Annotated in this window: 25 protein-coding genes, 1 other RNA gene and 1 other annotated feature; of the genes, 25 read left to right on the top strand and 1 reads right to left on the bottom strand. The window is 38.9% G+C overall.

All coding sequences use genetic code 11. The features are described from left to right. The first annotated feature begins 4 nt into the window (after window positions 1-4). The 6 genes from aspS to pstA all read left to right on the top strand — a co-directional run bounded on the left by aspS (window position 5) and on the right by pstA (window position 6,255). The gene (aspS, locus tag AC2YJL_RS01385) at window positions 5-1,783 is read left to right on the top strand and encodes an aspartate--tRNA ligase (protein WP_251568841.1); all 1,779 of its coding nucleotides are present in this window, start codon (window positions 5-7) and stop codon (window positions 1,781-1,783) included. 118 nt (window positions 1,784-1,901) lie between these two features. Next, a non-coding RNA gene (ssrS, locus tag AC2YJL_RS01390) (6S RNA) lies at window positions 1,902-2,083 on the top strand. Between the two features lie 162 nt (window positions 2,084-2,245). Then, window positions 2,246-3,010: a tRNA threonylcarbamoyladenosine dehydratase gene (locus AC2YJL_RS01395; RefSeq protein ID WP_121946033.1), complete on the top strand. Its 765-nt coding sequence runs from the start codon at window positions 2,246-2,248 to the stop codon at window positions 3,008-3,010. 422 nt (window positions 3,011-3,432) lie between these two features. Continuing rightward, window positions 3,433-4,317: a phosphate ABC transporter substrate-binding protein PstS family protein gene (locus AC2YJL_RS01400; protein WP_251568840.1), complete on the top strand. Its 885-nt coding sequence runs from the start codon at window positions 3,433-3,435 to the stop codon at window positions 4,315-4,317. A gap of 124 nt (window positions 4,318-4,441) precedes the next feature. Next, window positions 4,442-5,329: a phosphate ABC transporter permease subunit PstC gene (gene pstC / locus AC2YJL_RS01405; RefSeq protein WP_013059300.1), complete on the top strand. Its 888-nt coding sequence runs from the start codon at window positions 4,442-4,444 to the stop codon at window positions 5,327-5,329. After that, on the top strand, window positions 5,326-6,255 hold the full coding sequence (gene pstA, locus AC2YJL_RS01410; RefSeq protein ID WP_014458145.1) for a phosphate ABC transporter permease PstA: 930 nt from the start codon (window positions 5,326-5,328) through the stop codon (window positions 6,253-6,255). The genes pstC and pstA overlap by 4 nt, the downstream gene beginning before the upstream one ends. 46 nt (window positions 6,256-6,301) lie before the next feature. On the opposite strand, the gene AC2YJL_RS01415 is transcribed toward pstA, so the two are convergent. Further along, window positions 6,302-7,579, bottom strand: coding sequence for a replication-associated recombination protein A (locus tag AC2YJL_RS01415; protein ID WP_251568839.1), 1,278 nt, complete (start codon window positions 7,577-7,579; stop codon window positions 6,302-6,304). 226 nt (window positions 7,580-7,805) lie between these two features. Between AC2YJL_RS01415 and cymR the strand changes: the two genes are divergently transcribed. From cymR to AC2YJL_RS01510, 19 genes are all read left to right on the top strand, one after another. Next, window positions 7,806-8,222 carry a cysteine metabolism transcriptional regulator CymR gene (cymR, locus tag AC2YJL_RS01420; protein WP_013059297.1) on the top strand — a complete coding sequence of 139 codons (417 nt, stop codon included), beginning with the start codon at window positions 7,806-7,808 and terminating at the stop codon, window positions 8,220-8,222. 23 nt (window positions 8,223-8,245) lie between these two features. Beyond that, window positions 8,246-9,388 carry a cysteine desulfurase family protein gene (locus tag AC2YJL_RS01425; RefSeq protein ID WP_230933633.1) on the top strand — a complete coding sequence of 381 codons (1,143 nt, stop codon included), beginning with the start codon at window positions 8,246-8,248 and terminating at the stop codon, window positions 9,386-9,388. Between the two features lie 106 nt (window positions 9,389-9,494). After that, the gene (mnmA, locus tag AC2YJL_RS01430; protein ID WP_050688543.1) at window positions 9,495-10,607 is read left to right on the top strand and encodes a tRNA 2-thiouridine(34) synthase MnmA; all 1,113 of its coding nucleotides are present in this window, start codon (window positions 9,495-9,497) and stop codon (window positions 10,605-10,607) included. 157 nt (window positions 10,608-10,764) lie between these two features. Continuing rightward, window positions 10,765-11,424: a tetratricopeptide repeat protein gene (locus tag AC2YJL_RS01435; RefSeq protein WP_013085089.1), complete on the top strand. Its 660-nt coding sequence runs from the start codon at window positions 10,765-10,767 to the stop codon at window positions 11,422-11,424. A gap of 24 nt (window positions 11,425-11,448) precedes the next feature. Continuing rightward, window positions 11,449-13,806: an SF1B family DNA helicase RecD2 gene (recD2, locus tag AC2YJL_RS01440; RefSeq protein WP_251568838.1), complete on the top strand. Its 2,358-nt coding sequence runs from the start codon at window positions 11,449-11,451 to the stop codon at window positions 13,804-13,806. A gap of 141 nt (window positions 13,807-13,947) precedes the next feature. Then, window positions 13,948-14,139: a hypothetical protein gene (locus AC2YJL_RS01445; protein ID WP_013059292.1), complete on the top strand. Its 192-nt coding sequence runs from the start codon at window positions 13,948-13,950 to the stop codon at window positions 14,137-14,139. Between the two features lie 25 nt (window positions 14,140-14,164). Further along, window positions 14,165-14,299 (top strand): YrzQ family protein, encoded by a 135-nt coding sequence (locus AC2YJL_RS01450; protein WP_013059291.1) that lies wholly within the window; start codon window positions 14,165-14,167, stop codon window positions 14,297-14,299. A 114-nt stretch (window positions 14,300-14,413) separates the two neighbouring features. Further along, on the top strand, window positions 14,414-15,475 hold the full coding sequence (locus AC2YJL_RS01455) for an AI-2E family transporter (protein ID WP_487374617.1): 1,062 nt from the start codon (window positions 14,414-14,416) through the stop codon (window positions 15,473-15,475). Window positions 15,476-15,526: 51 nt separating this feature from the next. Continuing rightward, window positions 15,527-15,738: a binding site (T-box leader), on the top strand. A 125-nt stretch (window positions 15,739-15,863) separates the two neighbouring features. Continuing rightward, the gene (gene alaS / locus AC2YJL_RS01460; protein ID WP_230933631.1) at window positions 15,864-18,497 is read left to right on the top strand and encodes an alanine--tRNA ligase; all 2,634 of its coding nucleotides are present in this window, start codon (window positions 15,864-15,866) and stop codon (window positions 18,495-18,497) included. Between the two features lie 84 nt (window positions 18,498-18,581). Then, window positions 18,582-18,851, top strand: coding sequence for an IreB family regulatory phosphoprotein (locus AC2YJL_RS01465; protein ID WP_013059287.1), 270 nt, complete (start codon window positions 18,582-18,584; stop codon window positions 18,849-18,851). Beyond that, on the top strand, window positions 18,852-19,268 hold the full coding sequence (ruvX, locus tag AC2YJL_RS01470; RefSeq protein WP_013059286.1) for a Holliday junction resolvase RuvX: 417 nt from the start codon (window positions 18,852-18,854) through the stop codon (window positions 19,266-19,268). Between the two features lie 154 nt (window positions 19,269-19,422). Then, window positions 19,423-19,707: a DUF1292 domain-containing protein gene (locus AC2YJL_RS01475; protein WP_013059285.1), complete on the top strand. Its 285-nt coding sequence runs from the start codon at window positions 19,423-19,425 to the stop codon at window positions 19,705-19,707. A gap of 412 nt (window positions 19,708-20,119) precedes the next feature. After that, on the top strand, window positions 20,120-21,223 hold the full coding sequence (mltG, locus tag AC2YJL_RS01480) for an endolytic transglycosylase MltG (RefSeq protein ID WP_230933629.1): 1,104 nt from the start codon (window positions 20,120-20,122) through the stop codon (window positions 21,221-21,223). Between the two features lie 181 nt (window positions 21,224-21,404). Then, the gene (locus AC2YJL_RS01485) at window positions 21,405-22,061 is read left to right on the top strand and encodes an O-methyltransferase (RefSeq protein WP_050688538.1); all 657 of its coding nucleotides are present in this window, start codon (window positions 21,405-21,407) and stop codon (window positions 22,059-22,061) included. Further along, window positions 22,058-22,987, top strand: a complete 930-nt coding sequence (locus tag AC2YJL_RS01490) for a peptidase U32 family protein (protein ID WP_014458158.1) — start codon at window positions 22,058-22,060, stop codon at window positions 22,985-22,987. Before AC2YJL_RS01485 ends, AC2YJL_RS01490 begins: the two co-directional genes overlap by 4 nt. A 39-nt stretch (window positions 22,988-23,026) precedes the next feature. Then, complete coding sequence (locus tag AC2YJL_RS01495) at window positions 23,027-24,289, top strand: peptidase U32 family protein (RefSeq protein ID WP_013059281.1); 1,263 nt, start codon at window positions 23,027-23,029, stop codon at window positions 24,287-24,289. Between the two features lie 7 nt (window positions 24,290-24,296). Further along, window positions 24,297-24,932, top strand: coding sequence for a uridine kinase (gene udk, locus AC2YJL_RS01500; RefSeq protein ID WP_028411675.1), 636 nt, complete (start codon window positions 24,297-24,299; stop codon window positions 24,930-24,932). A gap of 218 nt (window positions 24,933-25,150) precedes the next feature. Continuing rightward, window positions 25,151-25,627: a transcription elongation factor GreA gene (gene greA, locus AC2YJL_RS01505; protein WP_098626978.1), complete on the top strand. Its 477-nt coding sequence runs from the start codon at window positions 25,151-25,153 to the stop codon at window positions 25,625-25,627. Between the two features lie 119 nt (window positions 25,628-25,746). Next, a complete protein-coding gene (locus tag AC2YJL_RS01510) occupies window positions 25,747-26,304 on the top strand; it encodes an isochorismatase family protein (protein WP_372586385.1) in 558 nt (185 codons plus the stop codon). Window positions 26,305-26,424: the final 120 nt, after the last annotated feature.

The following is a 26,424-nucleotide window of genomic DNA, read 5'->3' on the forward strand; positions in this document are numbered from 1 at the left end:
CATGATGACAAAACGTTCATACTACTGTGGTGATGTAACAGAACAAGCAACTGGCGAAACAGTTCTATTAAAAGGATGGGTTCAAAAACGCCGTGATTTAGGGGGATTAATCTTTATTGATTTACGCGACCGCGGCGGAGTTGTACAGGTTGTATTTAATCCTGAAAAATCTGCTGAAGCGCTAAAAATTGCTGAAGATGTACGTAATGAATTCGTACTGGAAGTGGAAGGAACTGTTGTAGCTCGTGAAGAGGGAACCGTTAACCCGAACTTAAAAACAGGTAAAATTGAAGTTCACGCTGAGCAGATTACGGTATTAAACAAAGCCAAAACACCTCCTTTTGCTATTGCGGATCAAACGGAAGTATCAGAAGATGTTCGATTAAAATATCGTTATTTAGATCTTCGACGTTCTGAGATGTTTAACACGCTTAAAATGCGCAATGACATTACAAAAACAATTCGTGACTTCTTAGATCAAAATGACTTTTTAGATGTTGAAACACCTATTTTAACGAAAAGTACGCCAGAAGGCGCACGTGATTATCTTGTACCAAGCCGCGTGCACGAAGGGGAGTTTTATGCTCTTCCTCAATCACCGCAAATCTTCAAGCAGCTGCTAATGGTAAGCGGAGTTGAGCGTTATTATCAAATCGCTCGCTGCTTCCGTGATGAAGACTTGCGTGCAGATCGTCAGCCTGAATTTACTCAAATCGATATTGAAACATCATTTTTATCTCAAGAGGACATCATGACAATGACGGAAGAAATGATGTCTAAAGTAATGAAGCGCGTAAAAGATTTAGATATAACGACCCCTTTCCCGCGCATGTCATATGATGAAGCGATGAGTCGCTACGGTTCAGATAAGCCGGATACACGTTTTGAAATGGAGCTAGTCAACTTATCAGAGCTTGTGAAAGACTGCGGGTTCAAAGTATTTAGCGCAGCAGTTGAAAACGGCGGAGAAGTAAAAGCCATTAACGTAAAAGGTGCCGCTTCTAGCTATTCACGTAAAGATATCGATGCTCTAACAGAGTTCGTGAAAATTTACGGTGCTAAAGGGTTAGCATGGCTGAAAGTTGAAGCTGACGGCTTAAAAGGACCGATTGCAAAATTCTTCAATGAAGATGAGCAAAAGCAATTTGCGGAAGCTCTTCAAACGGAAGAAGGAGATTTACTTTTATTTGTAGCTGATAAAAAGTCAGTTGTAGCAGATGCACTTGGCGCTCTTCGCCTAAAGCTTGCAAAAGAACAAGGAATTATTGATGAAACGAAATTTAACTTCCTATGGGTAACAGATTGGCCTCTTCTTGAGCATGACGAAGAAGACAACCGTTACTACGCGGCTCATCATCCATTCACAATGCCAGTTCGTGAAGATTTACCAATGTTAGAAAGCGATCCTGGACAAGTCCGTGCACAAGCATATGACTTAGTATTGAATGGCTACGAACTTGGCGGAGGATCTTTACGTATTTACGAGCGTGATATTCAAGAAAAAATGTTTAAAACGCTTGGATTTACATTAGAAGAAGCATATGAGCAGTTTGGTTTCTTACTTGAAGCATTTGAATACGGTACTCCTCCTCACGGCGGAATTGCGTTAGGTCTTGACCGTTTAGTTATGCTTCTAGCAGGACGCACAAACTTGCGTGATACAATTGCCTTCCCTAAAACAGCAAGTGCAAGCTGTCTATTAACAAATGCACCTGGTGAAGTAAGTGAAGCGCAATTAGACGAGCTGCATTTGCAGGTAAAAAAGCAAAAAACAGAAGCGTAATCGATTGAACCGTCTGTTAAATCGAGCCTTTCACGTTCCAGTGACAGGCTCGATTTTTTTGTTTTACTTATTAATTGCAAAGTGATTTTTTCTGTGATAAGATACTTTCAAGAACTAAATAGTCCTGATGTGTTCGTCCTTAATCCAGTTTTGACCGAACAATTTTTTGCTTGGGAGCTCGGAGTTTTTAACGAGCGTACATGCCTCATCTCGAGGACTTACAATGGTTAAAGCAGAGCACCCACCTGCCGAGAGCGGGTTCAAAACGAAGGCACTCGAGACGGCACGATCGGGACTAGCATACATATAAAAAATCCTCTATGTAATTATTTGCATAGAGTTTTTTTATGGATAAATAACGAATGCTCATGTTCGTTTTGCTAAAAATATGGTATAGTCAATTTCGTTGTTTATTTGAATTATTCATACACGTTAGTGTATTTAATAGAGGAGTGTTTTAACATGTTGCATCAGTTTTCGCGTAATGAACTGGCGATAGGAAAAGAAGGGCTAGCTACTTTAAAAGGCAGCACAGTTGCTATTTTAGGGATAGGAGGAGTAGGGTCGTTTTCTGCTGAGGCTTTGGCTCGGTCAGGAGTAGGTCGTTTAATTCTTGTAGACAAAGACGACGTTGATATTACCAATGTAAATCGTCAAATTCACGCGCTGCTTTCTACGGTAGGTCAGCCCAAGACAGAATTAATGAAACAGCGTATTTTAGATATTAACCCAGACTGTGACGTCGTTTCTCTTCAAATGTTTTATACGGAAGAAACATATGAAGAGTTCTTTAGTTACAAACCGGACTTCGTAGTGGATGCATCCGATACGATTTCGTATAAAATTCATTTAATGAAAGAATGTTTAAAACGTGATATTCCGATTATTTCAAGTATGGGTGCTGCGAATAAAATGGATCCAACACGTTTTAAAATTGCAGACATTTCAAAGACACATACAGATCCAATTGCAAAAGTGGTTCGTACTCGTCTGCGTAAAGAAGGAATTCGCAAAGGGATTAACGTCGTTTTTTCTGATGAACGTCCAATCGTTATTCGCGAAGAAGTTCGCAAAGAAGTAGGAAACGATCAAGCGCAAATTCGAAAAGCAAAAATGCCCCCATCTTCTAATGCTTTTGTTCCATCTGTAGCAGGATTAATTATGGGCGGTCATGTTATCAATGAATTATTAAGCGATATTAAGATTCGCCGCGTAGGTGATCAATAAAAAGAAGGCTATCGCAGCCTTCTTTTTTTTATGGAAATATCTGTTCTATTTATGCTTTGGATGGAATCTTCTGTTTGATATGTATAAAAAGTACTAATAAATTGAAAAATATGGCTTGATGGTGAATTTACACTGTATTAAAAAAAGAGATTTATGTAAATTTATTTAACGCTTTATTTACATAAAATTTACGTTTTCGCTTTCTTTCTTTTTTATCTTCTACAGTAATATTCAGAAAGTCTTATATATCAAGGGTTTTGATAGAAATAAGAAAAAATAAACCCCAAATAAGTAAGTTTACAGTAACTTAAAATTCACTTCATATAAAGACAACAATCTACTCGTATAATGTGTCTTGTACCTGTTGTTCGAGTACAAAGGACTAGTACTAATTACACATATATTTATTGGAGGGTAATGTAATGAAAACAAAGGGTTTTAAAGTAACATTAGCAGCTTTTTTAATGGTAGGAGCACTAGCAGCATGTGGTAAAGACGGAGCAAGCAACGACAGTGGTTCGGGCAACAAAGAAGAAGTATCAGGTACGTTAACAGCGGCGGGATCTACGGCTTTACAACCACTTGCAGAAGAAGCAGCGAATGGAATTACTGAAAAATATCCAAACCTTTCAGTAACGGTACAAGGTGGAGGTAGTGGAACTGGTGTTAACCAAGTAGCATCAGGAGCAGTTGACATTGGAAACTCTGACGTTCCAGCAGCCGATAAAATCGAAGATAAATCAAAAGCAGATAAACTTGTCGATACGAAAGTAGCGGGCATTGGGTTCGCACTTGTTGTAAATAAAGATGTAAAAGTAGAATCGTTAACAAAAGAGCAAATTCAAAAGATTTTCTCTGGCGAAATTAAAAACTGGAAAGAAGTTGGCGGAAACGACGAAAAAATTAACGTAATCAACCGTCCAGCATCATCTGGTACACGTGCTACATTCGACAAAACATTAATGGGTGACGCAAAAGTAAATGACAGCGTTGGTACAGCTCAAGATTCAAACGGAGCGGTTGAGCAATCAGTAAACTCAACGCCAGGAGCAGTAAGTTACCTTGCTATGTCGTATTTAATTGGCGATAAAAAAGAAAGTTTAAAAATGCTTAATATTGATGGTGTGGAGCCAACAACAGAAAATATTGTTTCTAAAAAATATCCGTTCTGGTCTTATGAGTACATGATTACAAATGGTGAACCAAAAGATGGTGCAAAAGAGTACATTGACTATGTAGCTGGTAAAGACTTTGCTAAGCAAGTAGAAGATATGGGATATATTCCAATGACTGAGTTCAAAAAATAAGAGTGTTTTTAAAAAGAATAGGGCTGACTAACACAGTCAGTCTTATTCTATTTGAATGTTAATAAAGTATATAGCAAATAAAAAGAAAAGCGAATATATACTGAATATGTAAGGAGACAGAGCGATGAAGGGGAAAAAATCCATTAATTATGTAAAAAGCGAATACATTGGCCGTACGCTTTCTACATTTTGCGGTATTTTAATTGTACTGGTTACGTTAGCTATTATCGTATTTATTTGTGAAAAAGGCATACAGTCATTTTTACAAAGCAATATATCAATCGGTGAAATGTTGACTTCAACAAAATGGAGCCCAAACAATAAAGAATACGGGGCACTTGTGTTTATTCTGGGTTCCATGCTTGTATCAATCGGAGCCGTTATTATAAGTGCTCCAATTGGAATTGCTATCGCCATTTTTAACAACTATATTTCGCCTAAATTTGGTTCAACGGTTTTACGACCGGTTTTAGAACTTTTGGTCGGAGTTCCTTCAGTGGTATACGGTCTTTTAGGCGTTACCATTTTAGTACCGCTTCTTCGCGATAATTTCGGCGGAGTGGGCTTTAGTTTGATTGCTGGAATTATTGTCTTAAGCGTCATGATTCTTCCGACAATTGCAAGTATTGCTGACGATGCAATTCGAAGTGTAGCACCTGAATATTTAGAAGCTTCTTATGGACTAGGTTCAACAAGATGGCAGGCAATTAGCCGAGTCATTATTCCATCTGCTAAAACAGGTATTTTAACAGGTATCGTGTTAGGGCTTGCCCGTGCATTCGGAGAAGCGCTAGCTGTTCAAATGGTTATCGGAAACACGGTTAAGCTTCCTGAAAGCTTATATAGCCCAACGGCAACATTAACAGGTATTTTAACAATGGATATGTCTAATACGTTAAACGGAACGGCATGGAATAACGCATTGTGGACGTTAGCCATGATTTTACTGCTTATTTCTTTCGTGTTCATTTTAATTATCCGAGCAATTGGGAAACGAGGTGCTCATCAATGAGAAACAAAAATGCACGCACAGTAAATAATATATGGACAGGTATTTTTTATGGCATTGCCGCTCTAGTTGTGGCGCTATTAGTGTATTTAGTTGTTGAAATTATCGCTAAAGGCTGGGGATTTTGGGATCCAAACTTTTTATTTGGAAAGCCAAGCAATACGATGGCAGGAGGCGGTATCGGCCCCCAGCTGTTTAACTCGTTCTACATGCTTGTTTTAACGCTGATCATTTCTATTCCTCTTGGTTTAGGAGCCGGAATTTACTTAGCGGAGTACGCGAAGCAAGGTCGTTTCTTAAATTTCGTCCGCTTATGTATTGAAACAATGGCGTCATTACCGTCCATTGTAGTTGGTTTATTTGGATTATTAATTTTTGTCACATTTTCGGGCTGGGGCTATACGCTTATCGGGGGAGCACTTGTGATTACAATTTTAAATTTACCGGGTTTAACGCGCGTATGTGAAAGTGCGATTGCATCTGTTCCTGCGAGTGTAAAAGAAGCGAGTTTAGGGTTGGGAGCGACTAAATGGCAAACAATTGTCAAAGTCGTCATTCCATCAGCGATTCAACAAATTATCACAGGTGTTATTTTAACAGCGGGACGAATCTTTGGAGAGGCAGCTGCGTTGATTTATACGGCTGGCCTAACGACGCCGATGTTAAATTCAAATGCTGACTTAACGAGTCCTGTAAACCCGTTTAATATTTTTCGACCAGCAGAGACGCTTGCCGTCCACATTTGGAAATTAAACTCTGAAGGAATTGTACCTGATGCAAGATTGATTGCAACAAAGTCAGCTGCTATTCTAATCATTATGGTTCTGTTGTTCAACATAGTCGCTCGTTTAGTCGCTAAACTTTTAGACAGCTACTTTAAAGGTTCAACAAAAACGAAAAAACGAAAAGACGTTAAAAGTGCAGCTTAATAGATAAAGACAAAAAAGAAAATGGCTTTGAAACTGAGCAACAGTTTCAGCCATTTTCTTTTTTTAATGTCTCTAAACGATTGAAAACTTTTGAAAAGTATTTTTCTTGTCCATTTTGTTTAGGATGAAAATATTGTTTGTTTTTGATGCGATCCGGTAAATACTGTTGAAGGACCCATCCGTTATCAAAATCATGCGGATATTGATATTCAACGCCTCGGCCAAGGTTCTCTGCTCCTTTGTAATGAGCATCCTTCAAATGAGGGGGAACGTCGCCGGACAACCCTTTTTTAATATCACTTATCGCTTCATCTAATGCTTTGTAAGCAGCGTTGGACTTTGGTGATAGGCAAAGCTCAATAACGGCATTTGCAAGCGGGATACGTGCTTCTGGGAGCCCTAATCGCTCAGTTGCTTGAATAGCTGCGAGAGTTCTTATGCCGGCATCCGGATCAGCTAGTCCAATGTCTTCATAGGCAATGACTAAAAGGCGACGATTGATGCTGATCAAGTCTCCTGCTTCAATTAGCCGTCCTAAATAATGAAGAGCGGCATTTACGTCGCTGCCCCGAATCGATTTTTGAAAAGCCGATAATACATCATAGTGAGCGTCACCATTTTTATCATGTGAAAAATATTTTTGCTGCAGACATTCTTCTGCCGTTTGTAAGGTAATAACGATTTTACCATCGCTTTCACCTGTTGATAAAACAGCCAGTTCCAGAGCATTCAAAGCCGAGCGCACGTCACCGTTACAGCTATTGGCAAAGTGGTTCATGGCGTCATCTTCTACGATAATTTTTCTATCCCCAAATCCGTTGGATGAGTCGTTGAGTGCTCTTGTTAGCGCCATTTTGATATCATCTGGCGTAAGAGATTTTAATTCGAAGATTTGGCATCTGCTTCGAATAGCAGGATTAATTGCGTGATAAGGATTGCTTGTTGTCGCTCCGATTAGAATGATCATGCCATTTTCTAAATAAGGAAGCAAAAAGTCTTGCTTGGCTTTGTCAAGGCGATGAACTTCATCTAACAGCAGAATTACTTTGCCTGACATTTTGGCTTCTTCGGCGACAATTTCCATATCTTTTTTATTGTTTACAACGGCATTTAACTGACGAAACGCCGTGTTGGTTGTTTTTGCAATAGCTGTGGCAATTGTTGTTTTTCCAACGCCTGGAGGTCCATATAAAATCATCGAGCTTAAGTGATTTGCTTTTACCATTCGATAAATCATTTTATCTTTGCCAACTAAATGCTGCTGTCCGATAACGTCATCTAAATGAGTCGGACGCATTCGAAATGCGAGAGGTTTTGTAGTCATGTTTTTCTCCTTTCTTTTCTTTCACTGTATCACAAGAGGTGAATAGGTGGTGGAAATTTATCTTATAGGCATAGTATGTTATAATATCAACAGTTGCATTTGCAAGAAATGCGTATAGAGAAGTTCATATAGCTTAGTAAAAAACGACTCATCACAGCATTCAGTGACAACGTGAGGGTCTTATTTTTTTCATAAATAAAAAAAGTGTATTGAAGGAGTGTATCGTATGAAAATTTCAACAAAAGGACGCTACGGTTTAACGATTATGATTGAGCTTGCGAAGCGCTTTGGCGAAGGTCCTATCTCGCTTAAAACTATTGCTCAAACGCATGACTTATCTGAGCATTATTTAGAGCAGCTTATTTCACCGTTGCGTAACGCTGGGCTTGTAAAAAGCGTGCGCGGAGCTTATGGAGGTTACATCTTAGCACATGAACCTGCTAACATTACTTCTGGCGATATTATTTCTGTTTTAGAAGGTCCTATTAGTCCTGTAGAAGGAATTGAAGATGAAGAGCCTGCAAAACGCGAGCTGTGGATTCGTATTCGAGATGCAGTTAAAGAAGTGCTAGATAGTACAACGCTTGAAGATTTAGCAAATCATTCTGATGATGATCAAGCGTCTTATATGTTTTATATTTAATAATGAGCTAGGAGGCGTTTATTTTGGAACGTATTTATGTTGATCATGCAGCAACGTCTCCAATACATCCAGCAGTCGTTGAGAAAATGACGACTTTTATGCATGAGTACTTTGGAAATCCATCTAGTATTCATCACTACGGGCGGGAAAGTCGACGCTATTTAGACGAAGCTCGCCAAACGATTGCAGCAAGTATTGGAGCACACGAAAATGAACTGATTTTTACAAGTGGTGGGACAGAAGCAGATAATATGGCACTGATCGGAGTCGCTCTTGCAAACCGCCATAAAGGAAATCATATTATTACCACGCAAATTGAACACCACGCTGTGCTTCATACGTGTCAATATTTAGAAACACAGGGCTTTGAAGTGACTTACTTGCCAGTTAATGAGTACGGACAAGTATCTGTGGATGACATAAAATCAGCCCTAACCGATCAAACAATTCTTGTGTCGGTGATGTTTGGAAATAATGAAGTAGGTGCTATTCAGCCAATTGGAGAAATTGGCGTTCTATTAAAAGAGCATGGAGCATATTTCCACACGGATGCAGTGCAAGCTTATGGATTAATTCCGTTAAATGTGCAACAATTAGGTGTCGATCTTTTATCCGTTTCTGCTCATAAAATTAACGGACCAAAAGGGATGGGCTTTTTATATGCAGCTGCTCACGTTTCACTGTCTCCTTTGCTATTTGGAGGAGAACAAGAGCGCAAACGACGAGCTGGAACTGAGAACATGACAAGTATTGTCGGGTTTGAAGAAGCTGTGAAAATTTCGCAACAAACGCTGCAAACACGTGCAGATGAATATAGAAGATACAAAGAAACAATGGTAGCTGTATTGAAGGAAGAAGGTATTTCGTTTGAAATTAACGGACATCTTGAAAATGCTCTGCCACATGTGTTAAATTTATCATTTCCAAAAACAAATGTTGAATCGATGCTCGTAAATTTAGACTTAGCAGGAATTGCGGCATCGAGCGGTTCAGCTTGCACAGCGGGAGCAATCGATCCTTCTCATGTGCTTGTAGCTATGTTTGGAAAAGGGTCTGAACGTTTAACAACTTCTATTCGATTTAGCTTTGGCTTAGGAAACTCAGCTGAGCAAATTGAAAAAACCGCACGTCAAACAGCAAACATCGTTAAGCGACTAACGATGTAAATAGCAGCCATCAGTAGGGTCTTCATCCCTCACTGATGGTTTGTGTCGTTTCTTTCGCTTTTTAGCGAACAATTTAATTAAAATGAAGAAAACGGAGGTGGCGAAGTTGACAAAATCACCTAAAGATACACGTGTAGTAGTCGGAATGAGCGGAGGCGTTGATTCATCTGTAGCAGCTCTTTTATTAAAACAACAAGGATACGATGTGATCGGAATCTTTATGAAAAACTGGGACGATACGGATGAAAACGGCGTTTGTACTGCGACTGAAGATTATAACGATGTTATTCGCGTATGTAATCAAATTGGTATTCCCTACTATGCAGTCAACTTTGAAAAACAATATTGGGATAAAGTATTTACCTACTTTTTAGATGAATATAAAGCAGGTCGTACACCGAATCCTGATGTAATGTGTAATAAAGAAATTAAATTCAAAGCCTTTTTAGAGCATGCAATGACGCTAGGAGCAGATTATCTAGCGACAGGACATTATGCACGCGTTGCGTACCGCGACGGGGAGTATAAAATGCTTCGAGGCGTAGATGGAAATAAAGATCAAACGTATTTCTTAAATCAATTAGGACAAGATCAGCTTTCCAAAGTAATGTTCCCGATTGGTGAAATTGAGAAATCAAAAGTGCGTGAAATTGCGAAAGAAGCAGGCCTTGCTACAGCAACGAAAAAAGACAGCACAGGTATTTGCTTTATTGGAGAACGCAACTTCAAAGAATTTTTAAGTCAGTATCTTCCTGCTCAGCCAGGCGTAATGCAAACGCTTGACGGCGAAGTGAAAGGCAAGCATGACGGTCTCATGTATTATACAATTGGCCAACGCCATGGTTTAGGTATTGGAGGCAGCGGTGAACCTTGGTTTGTAGTCGGAAAAGATTTAGAAAAAAATGTTTTGTACGTCGATCAAGGCTTTCACAATGAGTTGCTCTATTCTACATCTCTTACAGCAACCAATATTAGCTGGGTAAGCGACCTTGACTGGTCGTCACCAATGACGTGTACAGCAAAATTCCGCTATCGCCAAACCGATTCAGCAGTAACTGTTGAAAAAGTCGATGATGATACAATTAAAGTTATTTTTGCTGAGCCTGTTCGCGCAATTACGCCAGGTCAAGCAGTTGTGTTTTATAAAGACGATGAATGTCTTGGCGGAGCAACAATTGACAAAGTATTTCAAGAAGAAGAGCAAATCTGGTACGTATAATTCATATAAGCAAGAACGAAAAACCTCGGCCGTATATAGCTGAGGTTTTTCTATGATATACTTTACTTATTGGGTAAACTAATAACTTACATATTGTAGATTTTCATGATGTGAAAATCTTTTAAATCATAACTAAAACAGTGGAGTGAACGAAAAAATGACAGATAAAAATCAGCTAGGAATTCAGTATATGCAGGAAGGGAAATTTGAAGAGGCTGCTAAAACATTTTCAGAAGCAATTGAAGATAATCCAAAAGATCCAATTGTGTATGTGAATTTTGGCAATTTGTTAGCGGCTGTTAGTGAGATGGATCGTGCTTTGAAATTTTATGAACGTGCGATTGAATTAGATGAAGAAACGGCAACAGCGTATTACGGAGCAGGAAATATTTATTTTAATGCAGAGCAGCTTGAGCAGGCAAAGCACTACTTTGATTTAGCAATCAAAAAAGGCTTAGATTCATCCGATGCGTACTTTATGCTTGGTTTAACGCTGTTTCATATGGAAGAAATTCGTTTCGCGATGCCTTATCTTCAGCGGGCGGTAGAACTAAACGAACATGATGTAGAAGCAAAATTTCAGTACGGTCTTTGTTTAGCACAGCTCGAAATGGTAGATGAAGCAATTGCTGAATTTCTTAAGGTAGTCAATCAAGAGCCAGAACATGCCGATGCTTTTTATAATTTAGGCGTAGCTTATGCTATGAAAGATGACAAAGACAAGGCGATTGAGATGTTAGATGAAGCTTTAAACGTGCAGCCAGATCACGTAATGGCAGCAAATGCCAAACAAGTTCTGTCTACATTAGAACATTAAGAAAGCGGGTAAAGGAAGGATAACATGAACGAAGAACAAGTGAACCCTTCACAGCCAGAACGTCATTATATAAGCGGCACGTCGATTGTAACCGTCTTTCATAACGAAGAAAACTTATATAACGTTACGCGGATACGGATCAAAAAAACAAATTTAGAGATTGAAGATAAAGAAACGGTCGTCACAGGTTATTTTCCTAAGCTCAATGAAGATGAAGTATACACGTTTTACGGAGACTTCAAAGAGCATCCAAAGTTTGGCCTGCAGTTTCATGTTGAACAGTTCAAAAAAGAACTTCCGCAATCAAGGCAAGGGGTTGTTCAGTACCTGTCTAGCGATTTATTTCACGGAATCGGTAAAAAAACCGCTGAAAACATTGTGGACGCCCTAGGAGAACGCGCTATTTTTCGTATTTTGCAAAATGAGTCTGTGCTAAAAGAGGTTCCGAGGCTTTCAGCTGACAAGGCAGAAGCTTTAGTCACGCAGCTTCGTGAACATCAAGGGTTAGAAGAAGTAATGGTAAAGCTGACAGACCTCGGGTTTGGACCGCAGCTTTCGATGAAGATTTTCCAAGCGTACAAACAAGAAGCGCTTGAAATTGTGCAAAATAATCCTTACCAGCTCGTAGAAGATATTCAAGGTATTGGTTTTAGCAGGGCCGATGAACTTGGAAAGAGGCTTGGTATGGCAACTAATCATCCTGATCGTTTGCGTGCAGGTATTTTATACGTCATTGAGCAAGAATGCAATCAAATGGGGCATGTATACGTTACGGCAGAACAGCTGTATGGAAAAACAGCAGAGCTTCTTCGGAAAAGCAGGCATGAGAATCTGTCTGAAATGGATCTTACAAGAGAAGTGGACGCATTAAAAGCAGATAAAAAGCTTATCATTCAAGACGAAAAAATTTATTTTCCTCCCCTTTTCTATGCTGAAAAAGGGTTGGTTAAAGCTATTCAAAAAATTATGGCTCAAACGCAGTACGAAGAGCAGTTTCCGGAATCAGAATTCTTATTGGCTCTGGGTGAACTAGAAGAGCGGTTAGACGTCCAATATGCACCGTCTCAGCGCAAGGGTATACAAACCGCTTTAATGTCTCCAATGCTTCTTTTAACAGGGGGACCAGGTACAGGGAAAACAACGGTTATTAAAGGAATAGTCGAACTTTATGCGGAACTTCACGGATGTTCGTTAAATCCAGGGGACTATAAAAAAGATGAGGCTTTTCCTGTTTTACTTGTGGCACCTACGGGACGAGCTGCTAAACGAATGAGCGAAGCGACGGGACTTCCGGCAGTTACGATTCACCGATTATTAAAATGGAACGGACAAGAAGGATTTGATCATAATGAGGAAAATCCAATTGACGGAAAATTACTGATTGTAGATGAAGTATCAATGGTAGATTTGTGGCTTGCTCATCAGCTGTTTAAATCTCTTCCTGCTAATTTACAGGTTATTTTAGTTGGAGATGAAGATCAGCTTCCTTCAGTAGGTCCGGGCCAGGTGTTAAAAGATTTGCTGAGTTCAGAAGTAGTTCCTACCGTCCGTCTGACAGATGTATACAGGCAAGCGGAAGGATCGTCAATTATTGATTTGGCTCATGAAATAAAAAAAGGAAAGCTTCCGGAAGACTTATCGAGGCAGCAAGGAGATCGTTCCTTTATTCGTTGTCAAGGACAGCACATTACGAACGTTGTGCAACAAGTTTGCGGGAATGCGTTAAAAAAAGGCTATACGGCTAAAGATATTCAAGTTTTAGCTCCTATGTATAAAGGTCCTGCAGGGATTGATAAACTGAATGAAGTTCTTCAGGAATTATTTAACCCGGCTTCTGAGCAAAGAAGAGAGCTTAAGCACGGAGATATTACGTACCGAGTCGGAGATAAAGTGCTGCAGCTTGTAAATCAGCCGGATAGCAACGTATTTAACGGAGATATGGGAGAAATCGTTTCGGTTTTCTTTGCCAAAGAAAATACGGAAAAACAGGATATGCTGGTTATTTCATATGAAGGAAATGAAGTAACTTACACAAAGCAAGACTTTAATCAAATAACTCATGCATACTGCTGTTCCATTCATAAATCACAGGGAAGTGAATTTCCCATTGTTGTGCTTCCAATTGTTAAAAGCTATTACCGGATGCTGCGACGCAATTTACTTTATACCGCCGTTACGCGAAGCAAACAGTTTTTAATTTTATGCGGAGAAGACGAAGCGTTTCAGCTTGGAGTTAGCCGAAATGAAGACAGCGTTCGCCAAACGAATTTACAGCCGCTGCTTCGAGAAAGCTTGGATAACGACATAGAAGATCCTGAAATTCCATTTATGAAAGATGCAAATATTGGGATGGAAAACGTTACGCCGTATGATTTCATGTAACCTTTCGCATGCTAACAAAGAGTTAAATAAACTCCTTTGTTGCCATCCTTCTTTGCTAATTGTCAGAAAATAAAGTATGGACATGGAAAGAAGTGGACATAATGCGTTTATATAAGTAGAACGTATAAAGAGGTGTCGACTTTGTTTAAATGTCCAAACTGTAAAAGTATTGACGTTGGCAAAATTGGTGTAAATCAGTATTACTGCTGGAATTGTTTTATTGAAATGACTATTTCAAAAGGACAAATTAATACTCACCAAGTAGAAGAAGATGGAACATTGAGCTCGCTTGATGATTTATTCTCAGACGACGAGCGCACAATCAATTTCTAATTCTTTTTTACCGGGAGGAAGAGCAATGGGCAGAATCATTCCGTCAGTAGTCGCTTTCGGTCTTGGAGCTTATGCATTTAAAATGGCAGATGATCGAGAGATGTTTACAAAAAGAAATATGAAAAAAATGCGTAAACGTATGATGAAAGCTATTCACTAATAAAAAAAGCACTATTGCACTGAGCTGCAATAGTGCTTTTTTGCAGGCAGAAGAGACAACTGCATGTATAAACTCCTTTCTTTATCAAAAAATAGAAGAGAGGAGGAGTTTACGTTGAAAGATAGTTCATTCAAATGGTTCTATAGATTCGGACTGCTGTTATTAGCGCTGCTGTGCATATTAGTCTTTTTTAAAGTCCAGTTTTTATGGCTTCCTGTTATTTACATGTTTTTAAAAGCACTGCTGCCTTTTTTTATTGCAGCATTCATTACATATTTACTTCATCCGCTTATTGAAAAAACGCATGATAAAGGCGTGCCTCGTCCTCTAGCTATTTTACTGATCTACATCATCTTTTTTGGAGGAATCGGGTTTGGAGCCTATAAGTCGTACCCTATTTTTGTGGAACAAGTAAAAGATTTAAACGAACAGCTGCCTCATTTTACGAATACATATAGACATTGGGTAGAATCGATTCATGATCGTACAACTTCACTTCCAAACGGTGTACATGAGAAAATTGAAGGCAGCATTGATGATGTAGAGGCTACGCTCAACGTGTGGCTTACAAAAGTGGCGGAAGGATTAAAGTCATTGATTACCTCTTTTTTGATTTTAATCATTATTCCATTTATTGTTTTTTATATGCTGAAGGATTTTTCCTCTATTAAGAAAGCAACAGCTTATGTCACGCCTAAAAAGTGGCACAAACCAGGTGAACGTTTTTTATCGGATGTGAATGAATCACTCGGCAATTACATTAGAGGGCAATTTTTTGTTTGTCTCATTATTGGTGTGATTGCCACAGCGGCACTGTGGTTCTTTCATGTACCTTATGCACTTCTTTTAGGCTTCATTATTGGCGTAACGAATATCATCCCTTATTTTGGCCCGATTATTGGTGCGGTTCCAGCGGCTATTATTTCAGCCACAATCTCGATAAAGTTGGTTATTACCATTGTCATTATAATCTTTGTGCTGCAGTTTCTAGAGGGAAATGTGCTGTCTCCGCTTATCGTAGGAAAGAGCCTTCATATTCATCCTTTGTTTATCATGCTTGCGCTCCTTTTAGGAGGAGAATTTGGAGGAGTATTGGGTCTCATTTTGGCTGTGCCAATTTTAGCAGTCATTAAAATATCTATTTTGCATATCCGCTCTTATACGCTCAAACATTGACAAAGAGCGGTTAATTTGTCATAATATCGCCATAAGAAAACGCTACATATTTTAAACACAATGATGGATCGAGTACGTTGCACACTGGTTTTTAGAGAAGGGCTTCCTTGGCTGAAAGAAGCGCTAAATAAAGAGCAGCGGAACGCTAGTCCAGAGTGCAGGCTAAAACCTGCCGTGTCAGCAACGTTAACGCTATGAAGGTGATAAATGCTTTTGGCATTTATAATCAGGGTGGTACCGCGAGTTCAACTCTCGTCCCTGCTACAGGGATGAGAGTTTTTTTGTGTGCAAATAACTAGCAATTGCTTTTGTACACAGAGAAAATAGATGCTTTTATGTCATCATTTTTTTGTCTATAAATAAGAAGAGTATTAAAGGAGGACCAATCATGAAAAAACTGACGTCAGCACAAGTTCGTCAAATGTATTTAGATTTCTTTAAAGAAAAAGGCCATGATGTAGAACCAAGCGCATCTTTAGTTCCGCATGAAGATCCATCTTTATTATGGATTAACAGTGGAGTAGCTACATTAAAAAAATATTTTGATGGTCGTGTTATTCCTCAAAATCCGCGTATTTGTAACGCACAAAAATCCATTCGTACAAACGATATCGAAAACGTGGGTAAAACGGCTCGCCATCATACGTTTTTTGAAATGCTTGGTAATTTCTCTATCGGTGATTATTTCAAAGAAGAAGCCATCCAATGGGCATGGGAATTCTTAACGAGCGATAAATGGATTGGGTTCGACGCAGATAAGCTATCTGTAACAGTTCATCCCGAGGATGAAGAAGCATTTAAGATTTGGAATGAAAAAATGGGCGTGCCTAAAGAGCGCATCATTCGTTTAGAAGGTAATTTCTGGGATATTGGAGAAGGTCCGAGTGGTCCAAATACAGAGATCTTTTATGATCGCGGAGAAGCATATGGAAATGACCTAACTGATCCGGAATTATATCCAGGTGGAGAAAATGAGCGTTATTTAGAAATTTGGAACCTTGTATTTTCTCAATTTAATCACAATCCTGATGGCACGTACACGCCGCTTCCAAAGAAAAACATCGATACGGGAATGGGCTTAGAGCGTATGGTTTCTGTTATTCAAGACGTGCAAACAAACTTTGATACAGATTTGTTTATGCCGATTATTGAAGCAACAGAAAACATTTCAGGCGCTAAATATCGTACAAACGATGAACAAGATACGGCATTTAAAGTTATTGCTGACCATATTCGTACGGTAACATTTGCTGTAGGTGATGGTGCGCTTCCTTCAAATGAAGGCCGTGGGTATGTGCTGCGCCGTTTGTTACGCCGAGCAGTTCGCTATGCTAAAAAGCTAAACATTAATCGTCCGTTCATGTACGAACTAGTGCCGGTAGTAGGTGAAATCATGGTTGATTTCTATCCGGAAGTAAAGGAAAAAACGGATTTTATCCAGCGCGTAGTAAAAAATGAAGAAGAGCGTTTTCACGAAACGTTAAATGACGGACTAGCTATTTTGGCAACCGTTATTAAAAAAGAAAAAGCGCAAAACAGTGATATGGTACAAGGCGAAGATGTTTTCCGTTTATATGACACGTATGGATTCCCTGTTGAATTAACGGAAGAATATGCAGAAGATGAGAACATGAAAATTGATCATGCAGGTTTTGAACGCGAAATGGAAGCACAGCGTGAGCGTGCGCGTGCTGCTCGTCAAGATTCTAGCTCTATGCAAGTTCAAGGCGGCGTACTTGGTGAAGTAACCGTTGCAAGTGAGTTTGTTGGTTATGATAAAAATGAAGTAGAAACAGTTGTTGAAGCAATTATTGTAGACGGTGAGCTTGTTGACCGCGCTGAAGCTGGAACAGAAGCGCAAGTCATCTTAAGCCGCACGCCATTCTACTCAGAAAGCGGCGGTCAAATTGCGGACCAAGGTACGATTCAAAGTGCTTCAGGAACAGCTGAAGTAAAAGACGTTCAAAAAGCGCCAAACGGCCAAAATGTCCAAACGGTAGCTGTAACAAACGGTGAGCTTGTAAAAGGTGAAACATATACGGCGGCGCTTGATGAAGAAAACCGCAGTGCTATTGTGAAAAACCATACGGCAACGCATTTATTGCATCAAGCATTAAAAGATACGTTAGGAACGCATGTTAATCAAGCGGGTTCTTTAGTAACAGCGGATCGCTTGCGCTTTGACTTCTCTCACTTTGGTCAAGTGACACAGGAAGAGCTTGAGAAAATTGAACAAATCGTTAATGAAAAGATTTGGGACAGCATCTCTGTACAAATTGAAAACAAAGCAATTGACGAAGCAAAAGCGATGGGTGCAATGGCGCTATTTGGTGAGAAATACGGAGATGTCGTGCGCGTAGTACAAGTAGGCGACTACAGCTTAGAATTATGTGGTGGATGTCACGTACCAAATACGTCTGTTATCGGTTTATTTAAAATTGTATCAGAATCCGGAATCGGTGCAGGTACTCGACGCATTGAAGCTGTAACTGGAAAAGCTGCCTATCAGTTAATGAACGATCAAGTAGGCTTACTAAAAGAAGCTGCGGCAAAAGTAAAATCCAACCCGCGTGATTTAGTAGGGCGAGTTGAAGGATTGCTAGAAGAAATTCGTAATCTTCAGCGTGAAAATGATTCACTATCTACAAAGCTTGGCAATATTGAAGCTGGCAATCTCGTTGACCGCGTACAAAACATTAATGGTGTGAATGTCCTAGCAGCGAAAGTGAATGCAACGGATATGAATAACCTTCGTGCAATGGTTGACGATTTAAAACAAAAATTAGAATCCGCTGTGATCGTATTAGCTTCTCCACAAGGTGAAAAGGTAAATATTATTGCAGGTGTAACAAAAGATTTAATTGCTAAAGGCCATCACGCTGGCAAACTTGTTAAAGAAGTAGCGACGATTTGCGGCGGAGGCGGAGGCGGACGCCCTGACATGGCGCAAGCTGGAGGAAAAGACGCTAGCCAAATTGAAAAAGCACTTGGCACTGTAGAAGAATGGGTTAAATCCGTTTAATTCTCCTCTTTCTTGGTGTACAATATAAATAAGACTTAGCATAGTGCACAATGTGTTCACAAATTAAGAGAGTGAGGTGGGACCGTGAGTTCATTTGATAAAACCATGCAATTTAATTTTCAAGATGAGCCAGCTGAAACAAACGTACATGAAGTATTGTTTACGGTTTATGACGCACTGCAAGAAAAAGGCTACAACCCAATCAACCAAATCGTTGGGTATTTGTTATCAGGAGACCCTGCTTACATTCCTCGTCATAACGATGCGAGAAATACAATTCGCCAGTTAGAGCGAGACGAGCTCATTGAAGAACTTGTTAAATCTTATTTACAACAGCATCGAAAGGATTCATAAATGCGCGTATTAGGATTAGATGTAGGAACCAAAACAATTGGCGTGGCAGTTAGTGATGAAATGGGATGGACAGCGCAAGGAATTGAAACAATTAAAATTGCAGATGAGCAGATGGAGCAATCATATCCTCGTTTACAGCAGCTAATTGACGAATATTCCGTAGAGAAAATCGTAGTGGGTCTTCCTAAAAATATGAATGGTACGATTGGCCCTCGAGGCGAAGCGTGCATTGAGTTTGCTGACAACGTCAAAGAAAAACTTAACATTGAAACGATGATGTGGGACGAGCGCTTGTCGACGATGGCAGCAGAGCGAGTACTGCTGTCTGCCGATGTAAGCCGTAAGAAACGCAAAAAAGTAATCGATAAAATGGCAGCTGTTATGATTCTTCAAGGATACTTAGACAGCAAGCAGTAAGAAAAGCAGCAGGCTTTGCCTCAGCTGAAAAGTTATGAATTTCCCTTTTGCATATTCTTTTGTACGTAAAAGGGAAGTGAAATAACTGAACGGCTTGCTTTTCGCTGAAGAAAAAGTTAAGCTAAGAGCTTACAATATAAAATGAGGTGCAAACATGAGCGTAGAAGAAAATAAAATTACAATCGTCGATGAGAATGGAAATGAGCAGCTATGCGAAATTTTATTCACATTTGATTCTGATCAATATAACAAATCATATGTAATTTACTATCCAATCGGAGCAGACCAAGATGATGAAGAGGAAATTGAAATTCATGCATCTGCTTTCACACCAAGTGAAGATGGTCAAGACGGTGAGCTTCAACCGATTGAAACAGAAGAAGAGTGGGACATGGTTGAGGAAATGGTTAATACATTCCTTGACGAAGAAGGCGAATAATTATAGTGAAAAAGCTGATGACAATCGTTATCAGCTTTTTTTTACATAGCGGCTGTTCTATTTAGATATAAAAAGGTTTTTCCTTGCATTCTTAGGGCAGATTGTATGATAATGACGAAAAATAAGATAAATTGTAGTATAATAATTCCTGCGTGTGAGAGTGCATTTTAATAAAAGAATTCATTGTTTGAACGGATGAAACTAGACTTTGGGCAGACAATAACATAAATCATGGAAAAATTTTAGAAGAGGCGAGAATTTAAGGAAGCGATACCATCTCACACCTATAGGCGATACGAATGAATCGCAATCTCATGTCTCCTCTCTGTTTATACTTATAAAAAATCAAGAAGAAAAGAGGTGAAACTGGTTGTATCTTCTTTTACAGAAGTAGATTTAACCAGGAAGCTGCTTGTCGCAACAAACATTTTTACCACCTAATCGTTCAAGAAAAAAACGAGTTATTTTTATTACAATTATCGTACTTCTTTTACTAGTTGGCGGTGCATTTTTCTATGCTCAATCCCGCTTAACGCCCGTGGATCGAAACAGCAATAAAAAAGTAAATGTGACCATTCCACAAGGTTCTTCCGTCCAATCGATTGGTACGGTATTGAAAAAAGAAGATTTAATTAAAAGCAAAAGTGCATTTCGCTATTACGTAAAATTAACCCATGTGTCTGGATTTCAAGCTGGAACGTATTTATTTTCTCCTTCCATGAGTTTAGGGGAAATGGTTGAAAAAATGGAAAAAGGCGAGGTTTCAAAACAACCTGATATTCGTGTCACCATTCCAGAAGGACGCCAGCTTGTGGAAATTGCTGATATCATTGCTGAAAATACAAAGTTTACAAAAGACGAAGTCATGAAAAAGCTAGACGATAAGGCATTCGTCAATAAAATGAAAGAAAAATATCCAGATTTAGTAACGGATGAAGTGATGCAAAAAGATATTAAACATCCGCTAGAAGGTTATTTATATCCCGTTACGTATGATTTTTATGATAAAAATGTGTCGTTAGATGAAATATTGGATAAAATGGTAGGGAAAACAAATAATGTATTAGGTCAGTACAGTGGGCAAATGGAGAAGAAAAAATTCAGTGCACATAAATTGTTAACAATGTCTTCTCTGATTGAAGAGGAAGCAACTGCAAAAGTCGACCGAGAAAAAATTGCCAGCGTCTTTTATAATCGCCTTGAAAAAAATATGCCTCTTCAAACGGATCCAACCGTCTTATATGCCTTAGGAGAGCATAAAGACCGCGTGTTCTATAAGCATTTAGAAGTGGACTCTCCTTACAATACGTATAAAGTAAAAGGGTTGCCTCCAGGACCAATTGCCAGCTCTGGTTTGATGTCAATCAAAGCTGCGTTACATCCAGCCAATACAGATTATTTATACTTCTTGGCCACACCTGAAGGAAAAGTTATTTTTACCAAAACCTTAGAAGAACATAACAAAGAAAAAGCCAAGCATATTACAGGTAAAGAAAAGCAAAATACCGAAAAATAATTGGAAATTTAAAATTGGGGAATCGCGATACTTCGCATTCCCCATCTTTTATGTTAAAATATATCGGGTTTACGTAAAAACGAAAAAAACTTATAATAGACTAGTTGTCTTACTATTTTGCAGTAATAAAACGTTATGAAAACATAATGTAAAATGTACTTCTGAGAACGGAGGAAGTGTTTTGCTTTTACAAAACGTAGAGCAGTATGTGGAAAAGCTTATTCCTAAGCGCCAGGAGCTTATTGAAGAAATGGAAGCTTATGCAAAAGAACATCACGTTCCGATTATGGAATTGATTGGTGTTGAAACGCTATTGCAAATTCTTCGTCTTCATCAGCCAAAACATATATTAGAAATTGGAACAGCGATTGCATATTCGTCTATTCGAATGACCCATGCGCTTCCAGAGGCACGAGTGGTTACGGTAGAACGAAATGAAGAGCGTTACCAAAAAGCGCAAGAATTTATTGAACGGGCGGGAAAACAAGATAAAATTGTGTCGTTGCTTGGAGATGCACTAGAGCTTAGAGATGAGATTGAACGTCATGGTCCTTATGATGCAGTGTTTATTGATGCAGCTAAAGGTCAGTATCAGCGTTTTTTTGAACATTATGAGCCGATGCTATCTTCTAAAGGAATGATTATTTCGGATAACGTACTATTTAAAGGTCACGTAGCGACCGATTTGGCCGAAGTAGAAACACGTCGACGCCGCAGCTTAATTAAAAAAATTCAGGCATACAATACGTGGCTGATGAATCATCCCGATTATTATACAACTATTCTCCCTATTGGAGACGGAATCGCGATTAGTATTAAAAGAGGTGACCAAGAATGAAAAAACCAGAACTATTAGTGACACCAACTGCAGTTTCAGAAATCGAATCATTACTACAAGCTGGAGCAACAGCTATTATGGTTGGTGAACAGCGCTACGGTTTGCGTTTAGCAGGTGAATTCAAACGTGAAGATATCGTAGAAGCTGTAAATATTGCTCATCAGCATAATGCAAAAGTCTACGTAGCGATGAACGGATTATTTCACAATGATAAAATCGCCGAACTAAATGAATATATTTTATTCTTAAAAGAAGCAAGCGTGGATGCGATTGTCTTTGGAGACCCTGCTGTATTGATGGCAGTGCGTGAAACAGCTCCAGAAATGAAGATGCACTGGAGTACTGAGACAACGGGCACAAACTGGTATTCATGTAACTACTGGGGGCGTAAAGGAGCTAAGCGTGCAGTTCTTGCTCGTGAGTTAAGCATGGATAGCATCATTGATATCAAAGAAAAAGCCGAGGTAGAAATTGAAGTTCAGGTGCATGGCATGACGTGTATGTTCCAATCAAAACGTTCACTTCTTGGCAACTACTTTGAGTATCAAGGAAAAGTCATGGAAATTGAAAATCGTAAAGTAGAAAAAGATATGTTTTTACTTGATAATGAGCGAAACAATAAGTATCCAATTTTCGAAGATGAAAATGGAACGCACATTATGAGTCCAAATGATATGTGCATTATCGACGAGCTTTCCGAGATGATTGACGCTGAAGTAGATGTATTCAAAATTGACGGCGTATTAAAGTCACCGCAATATATTTTAGAAGTAACAAAAAAATATCGTCAAGCGATTGATTTATGTGTAGATGACCGTGAAGAATACGAAAATGTTAAAGACGATTTGTTAGAAGAAATTGAAAGCTTGCAGCCAATTAACCGCCCGTTGGACACAGGGTTTTTCTTTAAAGAAACGGTATATTAAAAAGCTTGCAAAGAAAGATAAACAAAGGAGGTACAAACGATGGCTGTTCAAATCGATACTGTAGTAGAAGGTAAACGAGTTATTACTAAGAAGCCTGAGTTGTTAGCTCCAGCCGGTAACCTTGAAAAATTAAAAGTTGCCGTACACTATGGAGCAGATGCTGTGTTTATCGGAGGAAAAGAGTTTGGCCTTCGTTCAAATGCAGATAACTTTACATTTGAAGAAATGGCAGAAGGTGTTCAGTTTGCGAACAAATACGGCGCACGTATTTATGTTACAACAAACATTTTTGCTCATAATGAAAATATGGACGGACTTGAAGATTATTTAATGGGATTAGAGCGCGCTGGTGTTTCTGGAATCATCGTAGCTGATCCGTTAATTATCGAAACCTGTCGACGCGTTGCACCTAAGCTTGAAGTACATTTAAGTACGCAGCAATCACTTTCAAACTGGAAAGCCGTTCAGTTCTGGAAAGAAGAAGGATTAGAACGTGTTGTACTTGCTCGTGAAACGGGTGCTGAAGAAATGCGCGAAATGAAAGAAAAAGTGGATATTGAAATTGAAGCTTTTATTCACGGAGCGATGTGTATTGCTTATTCAGGCCGCTGCGTGCTAAGTAATCATATGACAGCGCGTGATTCAAACCGCGGAGGCTGCTGTCAATCATGTCGTTGGGACTATGATTTATTTAAAGTAGAAGACGGTAAAACGGAAACGGCTTTATTTGATGAGCAAGACGATCCGTTTGCAATGAGTCCAAAAGACTTAAATTTAATTCAATCTATCCCTCAAATGATTGAGCTGGGTATTGATAGCTTAAAAATTGAAGGACGTATGAAGTCGATTCACTATATCGCAACAGTGGTGAGCGTATATCGCAAGGTGATTGACGCATACTGTGCAGATCCTGAGAATTTTGTGATTCAAAAAGAATGGCTTGATGAGCTAGACAAATGTGCAAATCGCGATACGGCTCCTGCCTTTTTTGAAGGAGTTCCTGGAGTGGATGAGCAAATGTTTGGCGTACACGGCAAGAAAACAAAATTTGATTTTGCTGGTTTAGTATTGAATTATGATGAAGAAACAAGCATCGTGACATTGCAACAGCGTAACTATTTTAAACCGGGAGAAGAAGTGGAATTTTTCGGTCCGGAAATTAAAAACTTTACGCAAAAAATAGATAAAATTTGGGACGAAGATGGCAATGAACTAGATGCTGCGCGTCATCCGCTGCAAATTGTGAAATTTAAAGTGGACCAACCTCTATTTTCATATAACATGATGCGAAAGGGGATTTAAATATAAAATGGGGAAAAAGCCCGTTGTAATCGGTATCGCTGGTGGATCCGGTTCTGGTAAAACAACTGTAACCAAAGCTATTTATGAGTATTTTAAAGGGCATTCTATTATGCTTCTTGAGCAAGACTATTATTATAAAGATCAAAGCGATGTACCGTTTGAACAGCGTTTGCAAACAAACTACGATCATCCTTTAGCATTTGATAATGATTTGCTGATTGAACACTTGCAAAACTTATTAAATTATGAGAGCATTGACAAACCGGTATATGATTACGCAATTCATACGCGTTCTGAGAAGGTAATTAAAGAAGAACCAAAAGATGTTATTATCTTAGAAGGTATTCTTGTACTAGAAGATCAGCGCTTGCGTAATTTAATGGATATCAAGCTATACGTGGATACAGATGCGGATCTTCGTATCATTCGTCGCATGCTTCGTGATATTAAAGAACGAGAGCGTACGCTTGAGTCAGTTGTTGATCAATACGTATCTGTCGTTCGCCCGATGCATAATCAGTTTGTTGAACCAACAAAACGCTATGCAGATATTATCATTCCTGAAGGCGGTCAAAACCACGTAGCGATTGACTTGATGGTCACTAAAATTCAAACAATTCTTGAACAAAATGCCATTTTATAATAACATAGCATAGATGCAGGAATTTTTTTGAAGACAATGCAGACATATTCTGCTAACTAAACACAAACATTATAAAGAATAGAGAAACGAGCAGCTTCTATTTTGAAGCTGTCATTTCTCTATTAACTGATTTTTCCACAGAGTGGAAAATTTTTTGTACATACAGAAATGGACTGTATACACTAGAGATTTTGAGTTCAAGAAGGAGTGAAGGTATTATGGCACAAGAAAAAGTATTTCCAATGACAGAAGAAGGAAAGCTAAAGCTAGAGCAAGAGCTAGAATATTTAAAAACAGTAAAACGTAAAGAAGTTGTAGAGCGTATCAAAATTGCCCGCAGTTTTGGAGATTTATCGGAGAACTCTGAGTACGATTCTGCAAAAGACGAGCAGGCTTTCGTAGAAGGCCGTATTACAACGCTTGAAAATATGATTCGCAATGCGAAAATTATTGAAGAAGATGCAGAGAACTCTTCTATTGTATCATTAGGTAAATCTGTAACATTTGTAGAGTTGCCAGATGGTGACGAAGAAACGTATACAATTGTAGGTAGTGCAGAAGCAGATCCGTTTGAAGGGAAAATTTCAAATGATTCGCCAATTGCTAAAAGTCTAATGGGCAAACAAATTGGAGATCAAGTAACTGTTCAAACTCCTGGTGGAGATATGTCAGTGAAAATTGTATCTGTTAAGTAAAACATACGGTTGGAAGCGTTCTACTGAATGCTCGTAAGTAAAAAAGCTGACACGCGTCAGCTTTTTTTATATGATTTTAAAAAACAGAGAGAATAGAAAAGATATGTAAGAAAGGAAAGATGAAGATGAAAGACATCGATTTTACTAAAACAGCGCTTGTTTTAATTGATTTACAAAAAGGGATTGTTCCAATTGGAGGAGACGAAATTGTGGAGAAATCTGTTCAGCTTGTGAATCGTTTCCGCGAACAAAATGGATTTATTAGTTTTGTACGAGTAGATTTTCAAGATGGAAAAGATGCGTTGACGCCAGAAACGGATCAAAAGCCATCTGCTCCTCAAGAAAAACCTGCAGACTGGGCGGAATTCGATCCAAGACTTAATGTTCAAGAGAATGATTACATTGTGACAAAACGTCGGTGGGGAGCCTTTTTTGGGACAGATTTAGACCTTCAGCTTCGCCGAAGAGGAATTGATACAATTGTCCTTTGCGGAATTGCAACAAATATTGGTGTGGAAAGCACAGCTCGTGAAGCATTTCAGTATGGGTATAACCAAATTTTTATCACGGATGCCATGGCGACATTTACAAAAGAAGAGCATGAAGCAACTCTTTCTTACATCTTTCCGAAAATAGGAAAGCTAAGAACAACTCAACAATTTTTAACAGAAAATTAATAATAAAAACTTGCTGAATCAGCAAGTTTTTTTGTGAAATGAAAAAAAGAATGAATATTTCTTAAGATAATGGTTTTAAAAGTAATGGCAACGTCGACACTTGTAAAGAGTGAGGTGTAG

It is taken from the genome of Priestia sp. SRI_019 (assembly GCF_057586255.1).

Excerpts from the sequence above, each read along its gene's own strand:
- aspS (WP_251568841.1), top strand. The coding sequence starts at position 5 with ATGACAAAACGTTCATACTACTGTGGTGATGTAACAGAACAAGCAACT.
- AC2YJL_RS01395 (WP_121946033.1), top strand. The coding sequence starts at position 2,246 with ATGTTGCATCAGTTTTCGCGTAATGAACTGGCGATAGGAAAAGAAGGG.
- AC2YJL_RS01400 (WP_251568840.1), top strand. The coding sequence starts at position 3,433 with ATGAAAACAAAGGGTTTTAAAGTAACATTAGCAGCTTTTTTAATGGTA.
- pstC (WP_013059300.1), top strand. The coding sequence starts at position 4,442 with ATGAAGGGGAAAAAATCCATTAATTATGTAAAAAGCGAATACATTGGC.
- pstA (WP_014458145.1), top strand. The coding sequence starts at position 5,326 with ATGAGAAACAAAAATGCACGCACAGTAAATAATATATGGACAGGTATT.
- AC2YJL_RS01415 (WP_251568839.1), bottom strand. The coding sequence starts at position 7,579 with ATGACTACAAAACCTCTCGCATTTCGAATGCGTCCGACTCATTTAGAT.
- cymR (WP_013059297.1), top strand. The coding sequence starts at position 7,806 with ATGAAAATTTCAACAAAAGGACGCTACGGTTTAACGATTATGATTGAG.
- AC2YJL_RS01435 (WP_013085089.1), top strand. The coding sequence starts at position 10,765 with ATGACAGATAAAAATCAGCTAGGAATTCAGTATATGCAGGAAGGGAAA.
- recD2 (WP_251568838.1), top strand. The coding sequence starts at position 11,449 with ATGAACGAAGAACAAGTGAACCCTTCACAGCCAGAACGTCATTATATA.
- AC2YJL_RS01450 (WP_013059291.1), top strand. The coding sequence starts at position 14,165 with ATGGGCAGAATCATTCCGTCAGTAGTCGCTTTCGGTCTTGGAGCTTAT.
- alaS (WP_230933631.1), top strand. The coding sequence starts at position 15,864 with ATGAAAAAACTGACGTCAGCACAAGTTCGTCAAATGTATTTAGATTTC.
- ruvX (WP_013059286.1), top strand. The coding sequence starts at position 18,852 with ATGCGCGTATTAGGATTAGATGTAGGAACCAAAACAATTGGCGTGGCA.
- AC2YJL_RS01475 (WP_013059285.1), top strand. The coding sequence starts at position 19,423 with ATGAGCGTAGAAGAAAATAAAATTACAATCGTCGATGAGAATGGAAAT.
- AC2YJL_RS01490 (WP_014458158.1), top strand. The coding sequence starts at position 22,058 with ATGAAAAAACCAGAACTATTAGTGACACCAACTGCAGTTTCAGAAATC.
- AC2YJL_RS01495 (WP_013059281.1), top strand. The coding sequence starts at position 23,027 with ATGGCTGTTCAAATCGATACTGTAGTAGAAGGTAAACGAGTTATTACT.
- udk (WP_028411675.1), top strand. The coding sequence starts at position 24,297 with ATGGGGAAAAAGCCCGTTGTAATCGGTATCGCTGGTGGATCCGGTTCT.
- greA (WP_098626978.1), top strand. The coding sequence starts at position 25,151 with ATGGCACAAGAAAAAGTATTTCCAATGACAGAAGAAGGAAAGCTAAAG.
- AC2YJL_RS01510 (WP_372586385.1), top strand. The coding sequence starts at position 25,747 with ATGAAGATGAAAGACATCGATTTTACTAAAACAGCGCTTGTTTTAATT.